The 19362-nt window shown below is 53.2% G+C and carries 13 protein-coding genes; 8 read left to right on the top strand and 5 right to left on the bottom strand.

What is annotated here, in order from left to right; translation table 11 throughout:
• Positions 1-18: 18 nt before the first annotated feature.
• Complete coding sequence (locus BM114_RS01785; protein WP_255406396.1) at positions 19-3321, bottom strand: SusC/RagA family TonB-linked outer membrane protein; 3303 nt, start codon at positions 3319-3321, stop codon at positions 19-21.
• A gap of 359 nt (positions 3322-3680) precedes the next feature.
• Between BM114_RS01785 and BM114_RS01780 the strand changes: the two genes are divergently transcribed.
• The 7 genes from BM114_RS01780 (at position 3681) to BM114_RS01750 (ending at position 13595) form a co-directional block, all read left to right on the top strand.
• Entirely contained in the window at positions 3681-4211 is a 531-nt protein-coding gene (locus BM114_RS01780; RefSeq protein WP_092109782.1) for an RNA polymerase sigma-70 factor, read from the top strand.
• Between the two features lie 94 nt (positions 4212-4305).
• Positions 4306-5316 carry a FecR family protein gene (locus BM114_RS01775; protein WP_092109780.1) on the top strand — a complete coding sequence of 337 codons (1011 nt, stop codon included), beginning with the start codon at positions 4306-4308 and terminating at the stop codon, positions 5314-5316.
• Between the two features lie 375 nt (positions 5317-5691).
• Entirely contained in the window at positions 5692-6840 is a 1149-nt protein-coding gene (locus BM114_RS01770) for an aldose epimerase family protein (protein ID WP_092109778.1), read from the top strand.
• Between the two features lie 34 nt (positions 6841-6874).
• Entirely contained in the window at positions 6875-8425 is a 1551-nt protein-coding gene (locus BM114_RS01765; RefSeq protein WP_092109776.1) for an alpha-N-arabinofuranosidase, read from the top strand.
• A 36-nt stretch (positions 8426-8461) separates the two neighbouring features.
• Positions 8462-10480, top strand: a complete 2019-nt coding sequence (locus BM114_RS01760; RefSeq protein ID WP_092109774.1) for a transketolase family protein — start codon at positions 8462-8464, stop codon at positions 10478-10480.
• A gap of 6 nt (positions 10481-10486) precedes the next feature.
• Positions 10487-10930, top strand: a complete 444-nt coding sequence (gene rpiB / locus BM114_RS01755; RefSeq protein WP_092109772.1) for a ribose 5-phosphate isomerase B — start codon at positions 10487-10489, stop codon at positions 10928-10930.
• A gap of 55 nt (positions 10931-10985) precedes the next feature.
• Positions 10986-13595: a transglutaminase-like domain-containing protein gene (locus BM114_RS01750; RefSeq protein ID WP_092109770.1), complete on the top strand. Its 2610-nt coding sequence runs from the start codon at positions 10986-10988 to the stop codon at positions 13593-13595.
• Between the two features lie 192 nt (positions 13596-13787).
• Here BM114_RS01750 and pyk read toward each other — a convergent pair whose 3' ends face one another.
• The 3 genes from pyk to dinB all read right to left on the bottom strand — a co-directional run bounded on the left by pyk (position 13788) and on the right by dinB (position 17086).
• Complete coding sequence (gene pyk / locus BM114_RS01745) at positions 13788-15239, bottom strand: pyruvate kinase (RefSeq protein ID WP_092109768.1); 1452 nt, start codon at positions 15237-15239, stop codon at positions 13788-13790.
• Positions 15240-15248: 9 nt separating this feature from the next.
• Positions 15249-15875: a SagB/ThcOx family dehydrogenase gene (locus BM114_RS01740; protein WP_092109766.1), complete on the bottom strand. Its 627-nt coding sequence runs from the start codon at positions 15873-15875 to the stop codon at positions 15249-15251.
• 119 nt (positions 15876-15994) lie between these two features.
• Complete coding sequence (gene dinB, locus BM114_RS01735) at positions 15995-17086, bottom strand: DNA polymerase IV (protein WP_177207017.1); 1092 nt, start codon at positions 17084-17086, stop codon at positions 15995-15997.
• A 112-nt stretch (positions 17087-17198) separates the two neighbouring features.
• Here dinB and BM114_RS01730 point away from each other — a divergent pair, with 112 nt between their 5' ends.
• A complete protein-coding gene (locus BM114_RS01730; protein ID WP_092109762.1) occupies positions 17199-18617 on the top strand; it encodes an alpha-L-fucosidase in 1419 nt (472 codons plus the stop codon).
• A 39-nt stretch (positions 18618-18656) separates the two neighbouring features.
• On the opposite strand, the gene BM114_RS01725 is transcribed toward BM114_RS01730, so the two are convergent.
• Positions 18657-19235, bottom strand: a complete 579-nt coding sequence (locus BM114_RS01725; RefSeq protein WP_092110164.1) for a manganese efflux pump MntP — start codon at positions 19233-19235, stop codon at positions 18657-18659.
• Between the last annotated feature and the right edge of the window lie 127 nt (positions 19236-19362).

Below are 19362 nucleotides of genomic sequence, written 5' to 3'. Positions count from 1 at the left end.
AATTATTTATAGTGATATTTAGAATTTCAGATTTACATTAAAGCCCAGAGAGCGCAAACTTGGCTGCATAAAGTAGTCGAAGCCCTGATAATAGGTGCCTGTAGAGGCCGTAGTCTCCGGGTCAAACGGTGCTTTGTTGTAGATCATGAACAAATTATGGGCAGTAAGGCCGAGCGTAAGCTGCACCTTCTTCAACAGAGTACTTGGGAATGTATAACTAAGATGTGCCTCCTGCAAGCGAGCGTTTGTGGCACTATAGATATACTCCGACCAGATAGGATTACTACCGCCAACCACGGAGTAATAGCCTTCGGCATCTACTTTCCCGCTATTAACGGAAACTCCTCCATTATCGCGTGCATCGGCCGAGGCTTTTGATACACCGTACTGGTCGAGAATAGCCTGTGTCTGGCTCATCACGATTCCTCCGAAACGCGCTGTGATAAGGAATCCCAGATTGAAGCCCTTGTAAGTAAAATCATTAGAGAAACCAATATTACCCTTCGGCAATACCGACCCACGATAGACCGGATTAGAGAGGCTCTCCTGCATAACATTGTTACTTCCACTCAAAGCAATGTTCCCGTCAGCATCGCGTTTAAAATCACTCGTCGTATAGACATCACCCATCGTGCCACCCTTCTTCAGAATGATCTCGATGCCGTTCAGGCCGCCCATGTTGAGCACCTCTTTCGGATCGTCAAGCAGGTTGATGATCTTGTTGCGGTTTGCACTATAAGTAAAGGAGGTGTTCCAGCCAAAGTCGCCCCAGTTATGGTTGTAGCCGAGCGACAGCTCTATACCGTGGTTGCGCACATTACCAGTCTGGATATACTCCTGATTGTAGCCACCACCCGCCGTAATGGAGCGCAAGAAGGTTTGATTTTTCGTATTACTTTGATAGAGTGTTACATCCAAGCTCAATGCATTATTGAAAAAACGAGCCGTAAGGCCGGCCTCCCAAGAATTGGTACGCTCAGGATAGAAGGTATCCGGGAACTTATAGGTAACCGTACCATATGTGCCTGAAGACGGGGTATATTTATAACGCCACAGAGAAGATATGTTTGGCTTGATGGCTGAGCCTACACTTGCCCAAGAAGCGCGCACCTTCAAATAGTTGATGAACTTAGGCAGCTGGGCCATCTGCGAAATCACTGCCGACAGACCTACCGAAGGATAGAAGAAAGAGCTTTTGGCTGTATTGTCAAGAGCAGAGTCCCAGTCGTTACGCCCGGTCAGAGTCAGATAGAGCATGCTCTTCCATCCCAATTCCACATTGGCAAACAGCGAATTGATATAGTGCTTGTTCAAGTCGAAGATCGGACGGTTGTCGTTGGTTACCTGACTATAGTCGATAGCATTTGGAGTAAACAGGTTTGAAGGAGCTTTCAAGCCGCCTTGGAAGCCTGTAACATCATATTTTGTGCGCGAGAATGAAGCACCGATATTGGCACCGATGCTGAAATCCTCCCATGATTTGTTAATATTGGCCATCAAGTCGCCATAAAGGCTCTGGTCGTTAATCTTATCGTATCCATAGAATCCGTAGGGAGAGTGCGCGAAAAGATTGATGGTCGATGCATAGCGCTTGTCCTCCTGCTTTGTAGCAGCGTCGTCCCAGCGCAGACGACCGGTAACATCGAGCCAATCGAGCACCTGATATTTCAGGCTGGCGTTTACCATATAGCGCCCTTTCTTGTTCGTGCGATTCATGCGGTGAGCCACCCAATAAGGATTCTGCATGCTCAGGGCATCACCGAAATTCCAGTTCTGTACATAGATAAGACGCGTGGGATCCCACAGTTCATAGGTGCGCACAGCATCAAAGCTCTCTCCTCGCGGGAAGAGATAGACTGCCGTCAGCGGGTTGAAGTATTCACCCTGAGCCGTCAAGTTACGGTCGTTCTCTAAAATGTAGTTGAACCCGAAGTCAAAAGTCAGTTTGTCGTCCAGAAAATGAGTTGTGTTTCTGAATGTGAAGTTGTATCGATTGTATGTATTATTGGGAATAATACCCTTGGCATTGGTTGTACCTACCGAAAGGTAAGTTTGGTTTTTGTCGGAACCTACCGTTAATGAGACATTGTTCTGGATATTAGTACCTGTATTGAAGAAATCCTTCGGATTATAGTCGCCAAACGGTGAAGCCACCTTTGATCCCCAAGAGGCCACCTCGTTCTGACGGTTGACATAAGAATTCTGGAACTCCGGCATAACGAAAGGATTGGTGAACTGGCTGCTATTGGAAACCACTACCGATATCTTTCCTTCCTTACCTTTCTTAGTCGTAATCATGATGACACCTTGAGCGGCAGCCGATCCATAGAGAGCAGCGGCAGCAGGCCCGCTAAGTACGCTGATGCTTTCTATGTCTTCGGGATTCACATCCGCAATACCTTCCGAACCAGGCTGGCTGGCATAGCGGGAATTGGTTATCTCGCCCTGGCTGGTATTTGTAACAGGAACACCATCAATTACATAGAGCGCACCATTGCTCTGTGTAATGGACTTCGGACCGCGCATAACCACACGCGCTGCGCCGCCCATGCCTGCTGCAGAGGCATTGATGTTAACGCCGGCTACTTTTCCAGAGAGCGAATTCATGAAGTTAGCGTTCTTGACCGTATTCACATCTTCGCCGCCGATTTTCTGTACATTATAGCTCAATGCCTTCTCCGAACGCTTGATACCAAGGGCGGTAACCACGACATCGCTCAGCGTGTGGGCTTCCTCGCGCATCACGAGGTCCACCTTGTTGCGTCCCTGCAAACTCACCTCCTGCGTTCCGTAGCCGATATAAGAGTAAACCAATGTGGGATTAGCCGCCTCCGTAGTAAAAGAATACCGTCCGTCAATATCGGTGATGGCTCCCTGCGAGGTGCCTTTCACCATGACGCTCACGCCGATGAGCGGCTCGCCGTTTGCATCGGTTATCGTTCCGGTAATGGTACGGGGGCCTGCCGACTTTTGCGCCGGAGCCTTGCCGGTCTGAGCCGAAGTTCCTTCCTTAGAGAGGTAGACCACATTGTCCACGATCTTATAGGAAATACCCGTGCCGGCAAAGAGCTTGTCAAGCACGGCCTTCATCGGCTCGTTCTGCGCCTTCACCTCGTTCACTTCCACTTTCGCCAAGTCGTCGTTATAAAAGAAACGATACTTGGTCTTTGACTTAAGTTGGTTGATCACTGTCTCTAACTTAGCGCGCTTGGTCGACAAATTCACCTGAGCCGATGCCCGATGAACAGGCATGCATAGGAGAAAGAGTACTATAAAAGCCGTGCATAGCGCCAAGCCGTGTCCATAGTGTTTCTTGTCCATGATTTGGAATGAATAATTTAATGTTTAAGTTATTTAATTTAGCAAATTTAGCCTGCTATTCATTGGTTATAACAAACCAACTCACAAAATTACTTAGTATAACTCACTTTATTTTAAAAAATATTTTTCTTCCTTAAAATAACAGTTCAGACAATATCCGAAAAGAAATCCGCACAATGTTAAATAAAGTAAAATAAAAGCGATGTTTTCGATAAATATAATTTAAAAAGCGTATTTTTGATAATTAGATTTGCTTTAGACTCATCCATGAGGGTTTGTTGCCTGATGTTACCTTTGCCTTAAAAAAGAAAAGCATGAAGAGCGTGAAGCAAACTTATTATTAAAAGAAAGTGATATAGATGAGCATTACTGAAGATGAATTTAGGCTGATATTCAGGGAATTATATCCCCGTATGGCTTATTATGCACTACAGTTAGTGGACGAAGACGAGATGAAAGACATTGTTCAAGAGTCTTTCGTAGAGCTATGGAAACGCCGCGACACCCTGACCGACGACAACCATCTCAAGGCTTTCCTGTACCGTGCCGTCTACAACCGAGCCTTGAACAGCCTGAAGCATCAGGCCATTGTCAAGGGGCATTCACAGATATTGCAAGACATAGAGACCCGCAGGATGAAATTCTACAGCCCTGATCATAACGATGTAATGCAAGCCATAGAGAATCAAGAGTTGCACGGACTGATAGAGACGGCCATCCAGAAGCTGCCTGAAAAGTGTCGGCAAGCCTTTGTCATGAGCTACCTGCACGAGATGAAAAACAAGGAGATAGCCGATGTAATGGGGGTATCAGTACGGACGGTAGACGCACACATCTACAAGGCACTGAAGCTTCTGCGCAGCCACTTGTCTCATCTGAAACACAAATAAACATATTTTATATTTTTAGAAGTAAGCTATTTTTGTCCGACAATTGTTTTTTTAATAATGAAGTAAGAGAAAAAATATAACAAACAAGACACGAATGAAGGATATCAACTATAAGCTCATCAAGGACTATATATTGGGAAAATGCTCTGACAAGGAGCTCAGCCTTCTGCACGAATGGCTCAAAGAGGCACCCGAAAACGAAGACGCGCTCTTCAGGGCGGAACACCTCTATCGCCAAGGCAAAGGTCGCCGGCCCCTTTCCGAGAAAGCCCTTGACAAGGCGGAGGCAGGGCTCTTCAGCGAAATCCACCGCTACGAGGCACACCGCACTACGACCCGCCATTTAAGCATCCTGCGCTATGCAGCCATAGGGCTGCTTGTCCTGATAGGAGGCACCATCGCTCTATGGAACTACTACAGTCGCCCCGAGATGATTCAGGTAACTGCGTCTGCCACGAAGGTGATGGAACTCACGCTGCCCGACAGCACCAAGGTGTGGCTCAACAAGAACGGCACCATCAGCTATCCCGAGGCATTCGGCGACGGCGAGCGCCGCGTGGAGCTCTCGGGCGAAGCCCTGTTCAGCGTAAGCAAGAATCCCGACCGGCCGTTCATCGTCAGCAGCCGCGGAGTCAGCACGCGCGTCCTGGGCACCGTGTTCAACTTCAACACTCACTGTAAGGACAACCAGGAAGAAGTGAGCCTGCTGGAAGGCCGGCTCGAGATAACGGGTAACCACGGCGAGGGAAAAATCGTCATACAGCCCAATCAGAAAGCCGTCATCGACAAGACCCGCCACACCATTGAGGTGATGAATGTCTATGCACCCCTTGACGCAGTATGGCACGACGGCATGATACCGTTCCGCAACATGTCGATCAGGGATATCGCCCATGTGCTGGAAGGCCTCTACGGAGTGAGCATAGACATAACGGCAGGGATTGACCGCCGTTCCACCTACTCCGGATACATACGCCACAATCTCACAATAGACTCCGTGCTCAGCTCACTCTCTTATTCCATACCATTCACATACAAGCGTAAAGGCTCTGACATCACGCTCTATGGAATGCCGAAAGAGACGGTGGTACAATCCTGCCCATAGTTTCCGGCCTTAAAGACCGGCATATCCGCAAACCCTTGCCTTGGTCCGCGGTCTGCGAGCAAGTTGCAAGATACGGAATTACAAGCCGCGTGTAACACGATTACACGCGGCTTGTAATGTGATTACCAACGGCTGGTAACGCCGTTACCAGCCGTTGGTAATCTTCCGAACCGTCTCCCCCGCCGTGTCTTTCACCCCTCGCCGTATCAACTTGCTACCAGTAGGAAATCAGCAGGAACGCGCATTCTTGACTGATGGAAATAAAGCTTATGACCGCGTGCCGCGATTTTTTCCTGCCAAAACCTTCCTTTTCTTAGAAAAAATGAGTAAATTTACGGCGAAGAAGAAAAATACTCCCTTAATGACACACAGTATATGAACAACTTGAAAAGCCTATTTCTCTGTGCGGGCATGATACTGCTCGCAGCCTGCTCGGGCAACAGAACCGCGTCTGGACTCGACGCCGCAAGATTCGACTCCGTCATCAACGACAAACCTGTGAAGCTGTATACGCTGACCAACCGGCAGGGAATGGAAGCCTGCATCACCAACTTCGGCGGGCGCATCGTCTCTCTGATGGTGCCCGACAGGCAAGGGAAACTCACGGATGTAGTGCTCGGCTATGACAACCTGGCCCAGTATGCCGACTCCGTGAACTCGCCCAGCGACTTCGGCGCGGCCATCGGACGCTATGCCAACCGCATCAACAAGGGACAGCTGACCATTGCGGGAGAGAGAATCCAGCTGCCTACGAACAACTACGGGCACTGCCTGCACGGAGGCTCCTCGGGGTGGCAGTATCAGGTGTATGCAGCCGAGCAGCCGAACGACAGCACGCTCCGGCTCACCATGGACTCGCCCGACGGCGACAACAACTTCCCTGGAAATGTGAAGGCGACGGTTACCTATACCCTCCTAAGCGACAATACACTTGACATACGCTATGAGGGCACCACCGACAAGGAAACCGTCATCAACATGACCAACCACTCCTACTTCAACCTGACGGGCAATCTGACGGAGGCGGGAACGGCACAGGAGCTCTACATCAACGCCGACAACTTCACCCCGGCGGATGCCACCTTCATGACGACAGGCGAGATTCTACCTGTAGAGGGCACGCCGATGGACTTCCGCAGGCCGCATGCCCTCGAGGAAACCATCAACGACTCGGCCTTCACGCAAATCAGGAACGCCATGGGCTACGACCATAACTGGTGCCTGAACACCTATCGGGAGGGCAACGGCGACTTCACGCAGGTGGCCGCATCGCTCTATGCGCCCGGCACGGGAATCCTCCTCGAGATGTTCACCGATGAGCCCGGAGTACAGGTATACACGGGCAACTTCCTCACAGGAACCGTCAAGGGCAAGCACGGCATCGCCTATCCTAAGCAGTGCTCCGTGTGTCTGGAGAGCCAGAAGTATCCCGACTCGCCCAACAAGCCCGGCTGGCCCTCGCCCTACCTGAAACCCGGAGAGCGATACGAGAGCCATACGGCCTTCAAGTTCAGTATAAAATAGCATTTCAATTCACAGCTCCTGCAACCCGGACAATATGAAAAAACGACTCATCTGCACCGCCATCCTTTCGTGTGCCGTAGGACTCACCGCCTATGCGCAGAGTGCTTCCATCACTGTGCATGCCGACAAAGCTAAAGAGAAAATCAACAAGGAAATCTACGGACAGTTTGCCGAACACCTCGGCAGCTGCATCTACGGCGGCCTCTGGGTGGGCAGAGAGTCGAAGATACCGAATGAAGACGGCTATCGGAAAGATGTCTTCGAAGCCTTGAAAGAACTCAAGATTCCCGTGCTCAGATGGCCCGGAGGCTGCTTTGCCGACGACTATCACTGGATGGACGGCATCGGGCCGCAGCAAAACCGGCCGTCACTCAGGAACAACACATGGGGCGGCGACATCGAGGATAACTCCTTCGGCACCCACGAATTCCTGAACCTCTGCGAGAAACTGGGCTGTGAACCCTATGTGAGCGGCAACATAGGCAGCGGCAGCGTAAAGGAAATGGCACAATGGATAGAATACATAAACTCGGAAGAAGGCACCCCGATGGCCAGGCTCCGCAAGCAGAACGGCCGTGAAAAGCCCTGGCATGTGAAATACTTCGGCATCGGGAACGAGGCCTGGGGGTGCGGCGGGAACATGACGCCGGAATACTACAGCGACCTCTTCCGCCGCTACAACACCTATCTGCGCGACTATCCCGGCAACAAGCTCTTCCGCATCGCAAGCGGCGCAAGCGCTGGCGACACCCGCTGGACGCAGGTGCTCATGGAGAAAATAGGCAACAGGATGCAGGGCGTCTCCGTACATTATTATTATGTGCGGGACTGGAACCACAAGGGATCGGCCACAAGATTCAGCAACGAAGAGTATTATCTCACCCTGGGGTCGTGTGCCTTCATGGACACGCTGATCAGCAACCATACCCGCGTCATGGACCTCACCGACCCCCAGAAGAAGATAGCCCTCATGGCAGACGAATGGGGAACCTGGTGGGATGAGGAGCCTGGCACCATACCCGGACATCTCTATCAGCAGAACTCCATGCGCGATGCCATCGTCGCAGCCATGACGCTCAACATCTTCCATCAGCACACCGACCGTGTGAAGATGGCCAACATCGCCCAGCTGGTGAATGTTCTTCAAAGCATGATATTGACTGACACCGAGGGGACAGGCCATATGGTGCTCACTCCCAACTACCATGTCTTCAACATGTACAAGGAATATCAGGATGCCATAAACATCCCGCTCGACATCCATTGCAATGTCCTGCACGACTCGGCGGGCAAGAACATTCCGCAGCTGAGCGCCTCCATGGCCAGGAAAGCCGACAGCAGCTATGTGCTCGCGCTGGTGAATGTGTCGCTCGAGGATGCACAAGAGGTGGACATCAACCTCGCCGGACTGGAGGTAAAGACCGTCGGCGGACAGCTGCTGACCAGCAAGTCGGTCAATGACTTCAACGATTTCAGCCACCCGGAGACCGTGAGGCCTGTGGAATTCAAGGGTGCCAAGATGAAGAAAAACATCCTCAAGGTCAAATTACCACAGAAATCCATCGTCGTTTTAGATTTAAAATAGTATATTTGCAAATAATACAAAATCAAAGATCAATATATGAACGATAAGAAATTGATGAACCATGCAGCCGACAACATCAGGATTCTGGCTGCCTCTATGGTTGAGAAAGCCAAGTCGGGACACCCGGGCGGTGCCATGGGCGGTGCCGACTTCATCAATGTGCTCTTCTCAGAATTCCTGGTCTACGACCCTGCCGATCCCACCTGGGCAGGCAGAGACCGCTTCTTCCTCGACCCCGGCCACATGTCGCCAATGCTGTATTCAGCGCTGGCATTGCAGGGAAAGTTCACAATCGATAAACTCCAGCAGTTCCGCCAATGGGGTTCTTCCACCCCGGGGCACCCCGAGCGCGACATCATGCACGGCATCGAGAACACCTCCGGTCCGCTTGGCCAGGGGCACACCTTCGCTGCCGGCGCGGCAATAGCCGAGAAATTCCTTGAGGCCCGCCTAGGACACGAGGTGATGCAACACAAAATTTACGCCTATATCAGCGACGGCGGCATCCAAGAGGAAATATCGCAGGGCACGGGGCGCATTGCCGGCCTGCTCGGTCTGAACAACCTCATCATGTTCTATGACTCGAATGATATCCAGCTCTCTACGGAGTGCGGAGAGGTCATGAAGGAAGATACCGCGGCCAAATACAAGGCCTGGGGATGGAATGTCATCACCATCGACGGCAACGATCCCGACCAAATACGCCAGGCGCTGACGGCTGCCAATGCCGAGACGAAACGCCCAACCCTCATCATCGGAAAGACGATTATGGGAAAGGGAGCCCTCAAGGACGACGGCTCAAGCTACGAGCACAGCATCAAGACGCATGGCGCACCCTTAGGGGGAGAGGCCTATCGCAAGACCATCGAGCACCTCGGAGGCGATCCCGACAATGCTTTCGTAATCTTCGACGATGTGAAAAAACTCTATGAAGAGCGGCTGGAAGACCTGAAGAAAATCGTGGCCAAGCGTCGTCAGGAGGAAGAGGAATGGGCTAAGCAGAATCCGGAAAAGGCTGCACAGAAGGCCGAATGGTTCTCTGGCAAAGCCCCGAAGGTGGACTGGAGCGTGCTCACACAGAAGACCGACATTGCCACCCGTGCTGCCTCCGCTGCCTGTCTGGGCGTGCTGGCGCAGCAGGTTCCAAACATGATATGCGCCTCGGCCGACCTTTCCAACTCCGACAAGACCGACGGTTTCCTGAAGCAGACCCACTCTTTGCAAAGGGATGACTTCAGCGGAGCTTTCTTCCAGGCTGGCGTCGCAGAGCTCACCATGGCTTGCATGTGCATCGGCATGTATCTGCATGGCGGCGTCATTCCGGCCTGCGGCACCTTCTTCGTCTTTTCGGACTATATGAAACCGGCTGCCCGGCTTGCCGCCTTGATGGAAATTCCCATAAAGTTCATCTGGACGCACGACGCTTTCCGCGTAGGCGAGGACGGTCCTACCCACGAACCCGTAGAGCAGGAAGCCCAGATACGCCTGATGGAAAAGCTGAAGAACCACCACGGTAGGGACAGCATCCGGGTATTCCGGCCTGCCGACGCAGCGGAAACTACGGTGTGCTGGGCTATGGCCATGGAGAACATGGAGACGCCTACGGCCTTGATTCTCTCCCGCCAGAACATCGTCAACCTGCCTCAGGGCAACGATTACGAACAGGCCCGCAAGGGTGCCTATGTCGTAGCGGGCTCAGATGCCGACTACGATGTCATCCTCGCGGCGAGTGGTTCGGAAGTCTCAACGCTGGTCGAAGCCGCGGCTTTGCTCCGCAAGGACGGCTGCAAGGTGCGTGTCGTTAGCGTTCCTTCAGAGGGTCTCTTCCGCCGTCAGGATAAGAAATACCAGGAAGAAGTGCTGCCCAAGGGTGCCAGGATATTCGGCCTCACGGCCGGTCTGCCCGTAACTCTCGAGGGACTGGTAGGCACCAACGGCACCGTCTATGGGCTGGAAAGCTTCGGCTTCTCTGCGCCTTATAAGGTATTGGACGAGAAATTAGGCTTCACGACCGAGAATATATACCAACAAGTTAAACGATTCCTAAACAACTAAAAGCGTATGGAAGTGAAAACTGTCGGAGTTGCTTGCGATCACGCAGGCTTCCCATTGAAACAATTCGTACTGGACTATCTTGAGAAAAAAGGTTATCCCTGCAAGGACTATGGCACATATAGTGACCAGAGTGTAGATTATCCTGACTTTGCCCACGCACTCGCCGAGGGCATCGAAAGCGGAGAAGTCTATCCCGGAATTGCCATCTGCGGCAGCGGTGAGGGCATGGCCATCACGCTCAACAAGCATCAGGGCGTGCGCGCCGGACTGGCTTGGAGCAAAGACATTGCACAGCTCATCCGTCAGCACAACGATGCCAATGTGCTCGTCATGCCCGGCAGATTTATCGACAATAAGACTGCCGAGACAATCATGGATGAGTTCTTCAAGGCAACCTTTGAAGGCGGCCGCCATGAACGCCGCGTGCAAAAGATACCAGTTCAGAAATAACTTTATCAGACAGGGGGATGCTTCTGCATCTCCCCTTTTCAATGTCTCACTAACTATGAAGAATGTATTTTTGTTTATTACAATGATCCTATGGTCGGTAACAAGCCTTGCCGACGGTCATTTCATCACGGACGCGCAGTATCGGCAGACGGTGGAGAACGCTTTCCAGAGTAAGCTGAGCCTTATTGGAAAACAATTCTACGAACTCAAGGGACTCTCCCCAACCACCGAAGAGCAGGAGGCCCTCCAATTCCTCTATGCCTATATGCCGCTGGCCGATGCCACCGACTACACCACCAACTTCTATCTCGGCAATGTGCGCATGTCGTTCAAGGCACGGCAGGAGATGCCTTGGGGACAAAAGATTCCAGAGCTTCTGTTCCGACACTTCGTGCTCCCGATGCGCGTGAACAACGAAAATCTGGACAGTGCCCGCATCGTGCTCTACGAGGAACTGAAGCAGCGCGTAAAGGGAATGAGCATGAAGGATGCCATCCTCGAGATAAACCACTGGTGCCACGAGCATGTAACCTATCACCCGTCAGACGGGCGCACCCTCTCTCCGCTGGCCTGCATGAAGAATGCGCTGGGCCGCTGCGGTGAGGAGAGCACATTCACCGTGGCCATGCTGCGCACGATCGGCATTCCCGCCCGCCAGGTCTACACGCCCCGCTGGGCGCATACCGACGACAACCACGCATGGGTGGAGGCATGGGCAGACGGCACATGGTACTTCCTCGGAGCGTGCGAACCGGAGGCCGTGCTCAATCTCGGCTGGTTTAATGCGCCCGCCTCACGCGCCATGCTGATGCACACCCGTGCCTTCGGCGACTACCGAGGTCCGGAGGAAGTGGTGCTGAAGACTACCAACTTCACGGAAATCAACCTCATCGACAACTATGCCAAGACGGCACGCGTCGACTTTACCGTCCTCGACCAGACGGGAAAACCCGTAGAAGGAGCCCGTGTGGACTTCAAGATATACAACTATGCGGAGTTCTACACGGCGGTGAGCAAATATACCGACAAGCAGGGCAAGACCTTCCTGACATCAGGCTTAGGCGACCTCCTCGTATGGGCTTCCAAGGACGGGCATTACGGCTATGCCAAGGCCTCATTCGGAAAAGACCGGGAGGTTACCATCCAACTCAACCGCTCTCACGCCACCGACATCAAGGAAAGGGCTTTCCCCATCGACATGCTCACCATCGTTCCACCTCCGGAGAATGTGAAACTGCCCGAGGTCAGCGATGAGCAGAACGCCCGCAACAAGGTCCGGTTTGCAGAGGAAGACTCCATCCGCAAGGCTTACGAGCACACCTTCTGGCCCTATCAGAAAGGCCCGAAGGTGTCGGAAGAGGTCAACAAGCTGCTCACCACCGCAAGGGGCAACTGGCGCACGATACTCGCCTTCCTCCAGAAGCACGGAGACCGGCAGCAGCGAGCCATAGACCTGCTGAAGAGCCTGAGCGACAAAGACCTGCGCGACATCAAGATGGAGATACTGGAAGACAATATGAACGCGCCGAGCGACCAGCTCTGTCCGCGCGTAGAGACGGAAATGCTCATCACGCCGTTCAAGCAATACCTGGCAAAAGCCTTCTCCAAGACCGAAATTGAGAAGTTCCGTGCCGACCCGGCCCTGCTGGTAAGGTGGACTCGCGACCATATCCGGCTGAATCCCGACGACAAGGCACTTCGCATTCCACAGACCCCCATGGGCGTATGGCGCAGCCGCATGACCGACAGCCGGTCGCGCGACATCTTCTTCGTCGACCTTGCCCGCAGCCTGAACATCGAGGCACAGGAGGATGTAGTAACAGGAAAAGTACAGTACAAACAAGGCGGCAAGTGGATAGATGTAGACTTCGAGGCAGCCGAGCAGCAGTCAGCCCCGCAGGGCACGCTCGTGCTCAACTATGAGCCCACCAAGCTATTGGACAACCCGAAGTACTACAGCCACTTCTCCATCAGCGAGATTGAGAACGGCCGCACCTACCTCCTCAACTTCGAGGAAGGACAAGTGGACATGGGCGGAGGCACCAGCTGGGCAAACACCTTCAAGAACGGTACCAAGCTGGACGAAGGAACCTACCTGCTCACGACGGGCACCCGCCTCGCCAACGGCAGCGTGCTGGTGAACAACCAGACCTTCAACATCCGACGGGGAGAAACCACCACCCTCGACCTCAAGATGCGTGCTGCCGACAACGAGGTGGCCGTTATCGGAAACTTCGACAGCGAATCCAAGTTCGTCAGGGACGGGACAGAGGTGAGCCTGCTCTCTCAGACCGGCCGCGGCTACTTCGTCCTGGGCATCCTCGGCGTAGGGCAGGAACCCACAAACCACGCCCTCAACGACATCGCCAAGGTGAAGAAGCAGCTCGACGAATGGGGACGGCCGTTCGTACTGCTCTTCGAGAGCGAGGCCGATGCCCGCAAATTCAACCTGAAGGAGTTCGGGGCGTTGCCCGAGAAGACGATTTTCGGCATCGACCGCGACGGAAGTATCAAGAAACAGATAGTCTCTCAGATGAAGCTATCCAATGACCGCCTGCTTCCGATCTTCATCATCGGCGACACCTTCAACCGAGTGGTGTTCTCCTCGCAGGGCTATACCATCGGCCTTGGAGAGCAGCTCCAGAAGGTCATCAACAAGCTTTAAGCCCTCTCGGAAATCATCACCTGGAAGTGCCCTAAGGGCTTCTGCTCCTGTTACACGCGGTTTGTAATCCGATTACAAGCGGCGTGTAATCACATTACAAGCGGCGTGTAACAACCTTACACGCCGCTTGTAACATTACCGCAAGCAATCCTCCGCTGGACAAAGAGCCCGTGGCGGTTTTCCTTTTTGTTTCTATTGCTTCTCCGTATAGTCGGGCAAATGAAAGCTATAGCTTCTGTCGAACACCTGGCTCACCTTGTTTATCTCCAGCAGCGTGGTGCCTCCGTTCTGGCCGAAGCTGCCGCTCAGGTAAGCTATCTTGTCTTCCATACGGATATATTTCTTCTGAAGCAGCATGCGCAGGGCTGCCGTAAACAGATACTGGGGCGTGAGGTGCTCCTTCTGATGGATGGGAATGACGCCGTAGCTGAGGTTCAGCCAACGCTGCGTCTTCTCGTGATAGCAGATGGCAAGCACAGGCACAGGTCCCCGGAAGGCCGCCAGGTCGCGGGCAGTCTGCCCCGTCTCGCTGGCGGTGATGATGCCTTTCACACCCAACTTGATCGTAGCGTCGATGGCTGCATGAGCCAGAAACTCCTTCTGCGTGCAGTCGTCGCTCAGCGGAAGTTCCATACTGCTTCCGCCCATCCGGTCCTCCTCGGCCTGCTCGGCAATGGTGGCCATGGTCTGCACGGCCTCAAGGGGATACTTGCCCGACGCCGTCTCGCCGCTCAGCATGAGGGCATCGGTGCGATAGTAGATGGCATTTGCGATGTCGGTAACCTCCGCGCGCGTGGGACGGGGGGCGTTGATCATGGAGTGCAGCATCTGCGTGGCCACGATGACGGGACGCTTCTTCAGGATACACTTGCGGATAATCTGGCGCTGGATGCCCGGGATGCGCTCTATCGGAACCTCTATTCCCAGGTCGCCGCGCGCAATCATGATGCCGTAGGAGGCGTCGATGATCTCGTCGATATTGTCCACGCCTTCCTGATTTTCTATCTTGGAGATAATCTTGATGTCGCTGCCGTGGGCGTCGAGAATGTCCTGCACGGCCTTCACATCGGCCGCGCTGCGGACGAAGGAGTGCGCAATGAAGTCAATATCCTGCTCTATGGCAAGCTCAATGTTCATCTTGTCCTTCGCCGTGAGTGCCGGAAGGTCAATGTGTTCGCCCGGCACATTCACGCTCTTGTGGGCTCCGAGCACTCCGTCGTTCTGCACCTGAGCCACAATCATGGGACCTTGGATGTCGAGAACCTTCATGTCGAGGGCTCCGTCATCAAAGAGAATGTCGTCCCCTACCTTGACATCCTGCGCGAAATCAGCATAGGATACATTCACGATGTCATGGGTGGAGTCCATCTCCGGGCGACCGAAAATCTTTACGGTGTCGCCCGTCTTGTAGGCAATGGGCGACTCTACATCGGTAGTGCGCACCTCAGGTCCCTTGGTATCAATGAGCAAGGCGATGTGCGGCGATACTTCGCGCGTGTTCCGGATGATGGTCTTGATGCCCTCCGGAGTGGCATGGGCAGTATTCATGCGCACCACATTCATTCCTGCGAAGAACAGCTTGCGCAGGAAGTCGACCCCGCATCGGCGGTCGCTGATGGAACATACAATCTTGGTCTGCTTCATTCCTTATTATTATTTAGTCCATCCGACGGGATGATTAAGTTCCATTACCTGCGTGTCAGCAAGTCCCAGCTCCCTCTTCAGGGTGTCGCGGTCCATGCCATAGCGAGCCACGGTGCCGAGTCCCAGCGAGGTACAAGCCAGATAAATGTTCTGCGACACATAGCCCGCATCCATGGCACCGAAGGTTTCGCCCTGTCCACGGCCGCCAAACTTGGCCTGGTCGCTCACAAGGAGGAGAAAACAAGGTGCTGTGGCGACACCTTTCTGAGACCCCGCCAGAGACGCACGGAGGTCCTTGCCGCAGACCTTGGTCAACTCATTGGTTGCCGGATGGAAGAGATAGGCTCCCTTCTCGCCGCACACATACACCTGAATATCCTGGCGGTTCATGGCTGATGCCGCCGTAATCTTTCCGCTTTCCGGCTGACTGATGCCGCACGCCGCCCACAAAACCCGGGAGAGCGTCGGCAAATCTATCGGCCTTGAGGCATACTCCCTGACAGAGCGGCGCCGCTGAAGTGCCGTAAACAGCGACATTTCCACATTCTTGTCAGGAGTTGGCAGCGGGATGACATCCTGTGCCATGGCCGACATTCCCATCAGGACGAAGGCCATCATCATTAACAATCTCTTCATAGGATTCCTTTCTTAAAACACCTTACTATGTTGCAAAGATAATGTTTTCTGCTGAAAAACACAACGATCCCCGCCCTTTTTATTCATTCTCCGCTCTGCAGAGAGCCTGCGAAACCGCCTCAGTCCTCAAACGGTAGGCAGCCCTCTATCCACTCCGGATGGCGCACAAGGTCGTCCTCGGTATGCGGATTGCTCACGCTCAGGCCTATCAGCCGTATCGGGTGGCTGGCGGAATAGTCCACCTCAGCCAGCAGTTTCTTGGCCAAAGGCAGGATGTCGGCCTTCGTCTTCAGGTTCTTATCGGCCGTCAGGCTCCGCGTAATCTGGGCAAAATCGGCGTATTTCACCTTCAGCGTGAGCGTTTTTCCTCTGAATTCCGCACGCTTCAGGCGACCTTCCAACTCAAGGACGGTGTGGTAAAGCTCCACGACGACGGCCGACCTCAGGCTGATGTCCTGCATGAAAGTCTGCTCGCAGCCCACCGACTTGCGCACATAGTCGGTCTCCACAGGGCGAGGATCAATGCCCCGGGCAAAGTCATAATAGACTGTCCCCACCTTTCCGAACACAGTAACCAGATGCTGTTTGCTCACCCTGCGAAGCTGCTCGCCCGTGAAAATGCCCATGGAATGCATGCGTGCGGCGGTCTTAGGACCGACTCCCCAGAACTTCTCGACCCTCAGCTGTGAGATAAACTCCACCGCCTTGTCGGGATGAATCACGCAGAGACCGTCGGGTTTGCGGTAATCAGAAGCTATCTTAGCCAGGAACTTGTTATAAGAAACGCCTGCCGAGGCGGTCAGATGCAGCTCCTCGCGAATTCGGCGGCGAATATCCTCAGCTATGTCAACGGCCAGCGGGATGCCTTTCTTATTGTGCGTTACATCCAGGAAGGCCTCGTCGATGGAGATGGGCTCTATCTGGTCGGTATAGTCAAGGAAGATGCTGCGCACCTGTTCGGAAACAGCCTTGTAGCGATGAAAGTCGGGCAGCACGATGGTCAGCTGCGGGCAGAGCCGCTTGGCCACCTGTATCGACTGGGCGGAGTGCACTCCGAACCGGCGTGCCTCATAACTTGCCGTCGACACAACGCCGCGATCGCCGTCGAAGCCTACGGCCAGCGGGATGCCCCTGAGCTCCGGCTTATCCCGCTGCTCCACGGCCGCGAAGAAAGCATCCATGTCCACATGTATGATTTTGCGTTCCTCCATCACCATGCAAAGATAACAAAAGTTATCCACAAAGGCAGCGAAAAGAAGACTAAAAAATATTTGGACGATTGGCGGATAATGACTACCTTTGCACCATCTAAGACATCTTATCATGAAATACCGGACTATCCTTTTCCTCCTCTGCCTCTCCCTGACGGCACATGCGCAATGGCGCATCCTCCCTGAAGACTACGACATATCCCAAGAAGACATTGCCAGAGCCCGGCAACTCATAGACACTCCACTGGTGGAGCCCGTCGTCTTTCCAAACCCTAATGCCGGTGCCCAGTGGTTTCCGACGGCAGGACTGGGGCTTTTCATGCACTGGGGAATCCATAGCGTGGAGGGAGTGCAACCCTCATGGAACATGATTAAGGGATTCCGGTATGCCGGACGCAATCCCCACAACCGCAAGACCTACTATGCCATGGCAAGGAAGTTCAAGCCAGAAGGCTATCATCCCGCCAGGTATCTCAAGGCTTGCAAGGAGGCGGGATTCACCTACGCCGTGCTCACGGCCCGCCATCACGACGGATATGCCTTATGGCCTTCTAAATACGGAATCGGCACCAAGCAATATCTTAACGGGCGCGACCTGATCAGGGAATATGTAGACGCTTGTCGGAGAACAGGCCTTCGTGTGGGCATCTACTATTCGCCACGCGACTGGCACTATCCCGGACAGATGCGCGACGAGGAGTTCGTGGAGAAGACTCGCAAGAAACAGTTCCCCATTACCGACTCAATACAGAACCGGAAAGACTATGTAAAGTTCCTCGGCTATGTCATGGCGCAGCTCGAGGAGCTCCTGACGAACTACGGGAAAATAGACCTCTTATGGCTTGACGGCATGGGATGGCGCGGAATCCAGGAAGAGAACACCGAGAAAATCTATGCCTGGATTCGCTCTCTGCAACCCGATATTGTCATCAATGACCGATGGGCCAACCTCGTAGACCCTGACAATCCCGACGGCACGAGCGTGAGTATCGGCGACTTCACCACGCCGTTTGAATGCGCGATACCCACCTACCTGCCCTATAAATGGTGGGAATACGAGGATCTCTGGACATCAGGAGGCGGATGGGAATACGACAAGAAGGGTAAGTTTCGCAGCATGGGATGGTTCTTCAAGTCGTTGACCGCCGCCCGCTCGTTAGGAGGAAACTTTCTGGTAAACATCGGCCCGGACAAAGACGGCAACATGCACCCGAATTTCTATCACATGATGGACTCGCTGACAACATGGATGATATACGGCAAGGAGTCGGTTGTGGGAACCCAGATGACACCGGGGCCCGAACTGGCAAGTGTCCCGCTCACCAGCAGGGGACAGGATACCTTATACGCACACATCCTGCCGAACTCAAAATCGCAAGTCTCCATAAAGGCCGGGAGGAAGCCTAAAGAAGTTACTTTGCTACGCACCCTGAAGTCCCTGCCATTCATTTATCGGGAAGGTTATCTGCATTTTAGTGTTCCGAAGCAGCAACGCACGAAGATGGACGATGTAACGAGGATTGTCTTTTGAGATTTTCCTGATAAAAAGCCGTATGCCAGCCGCGCCGCTCTACAAGCCGAACAGATGGCTCACAAGAATCTTTATACCTATAAAAACGAGGATGACTCCTCCAAAAAGCTCGGGCTTCACGCGTCTCGACACCGTAACTCCAAAATGAATTCCCAAGAGACAGCCCGCCACGCCAAGGACAATTGACGAGATGCCGATGGCAAGCAACGGAAACAAAAGACTCCCGAGAGTGGAATAGCCGACGCAGACAAACGATATCCCGACGGCCAGAGCGTCAATACTCGTTGCCAAGGCCAAGGCCATCTGGGTGTTCAGCCTGGCAGGATTAAACGGCCGCTGCACCTTCTCCTGAAACGACTCAACAATCATTTTGCCGCCAATTAAGGCCAGCAAGGTAAACGCTATCCAATGGTCATAGGCCTCTATGTAGCGGGCAAAGCGCGCCGCAAGTAGCCATCCCAGCAGGGGCATGGCCGCCTGAAAGAATCCGAAAAGGAAACTGAGCCGGGCTATCACTCCCCATTCCCGCCGCTTCAGGATTACCCCGCTGACGATGGCCATCGCAAAACTATCCATCGCCAAGGCCACGGCAAGAACGAGAATATCGAGAAAACTCATCATAACACTTCGTATAGCAGCTGCAAAGTTACGAAAAAATATTCACATGCCATTATAACTTTCGTAATTAAAAAAAATAAGTCCAATAGAGAATAAAAAAGGCAAAAATACTTGGTTTGTATAATTA

The sequence above is a fragment of the Prevotella sp. KH2C16 genome, from assembly GCF_900113305.1.
In the GTDB taxonomy this organism is placed as follows: domain Bacteria; phylum Bacteroidota; class Bacteroidia; order Bacteroidales; family Bacteroidaceae; genus Prevotella.
Note: the sequence above shows the minus strand (reverse complement) of the source record. Positions and strands in the feature narration are given on the sequence as shown.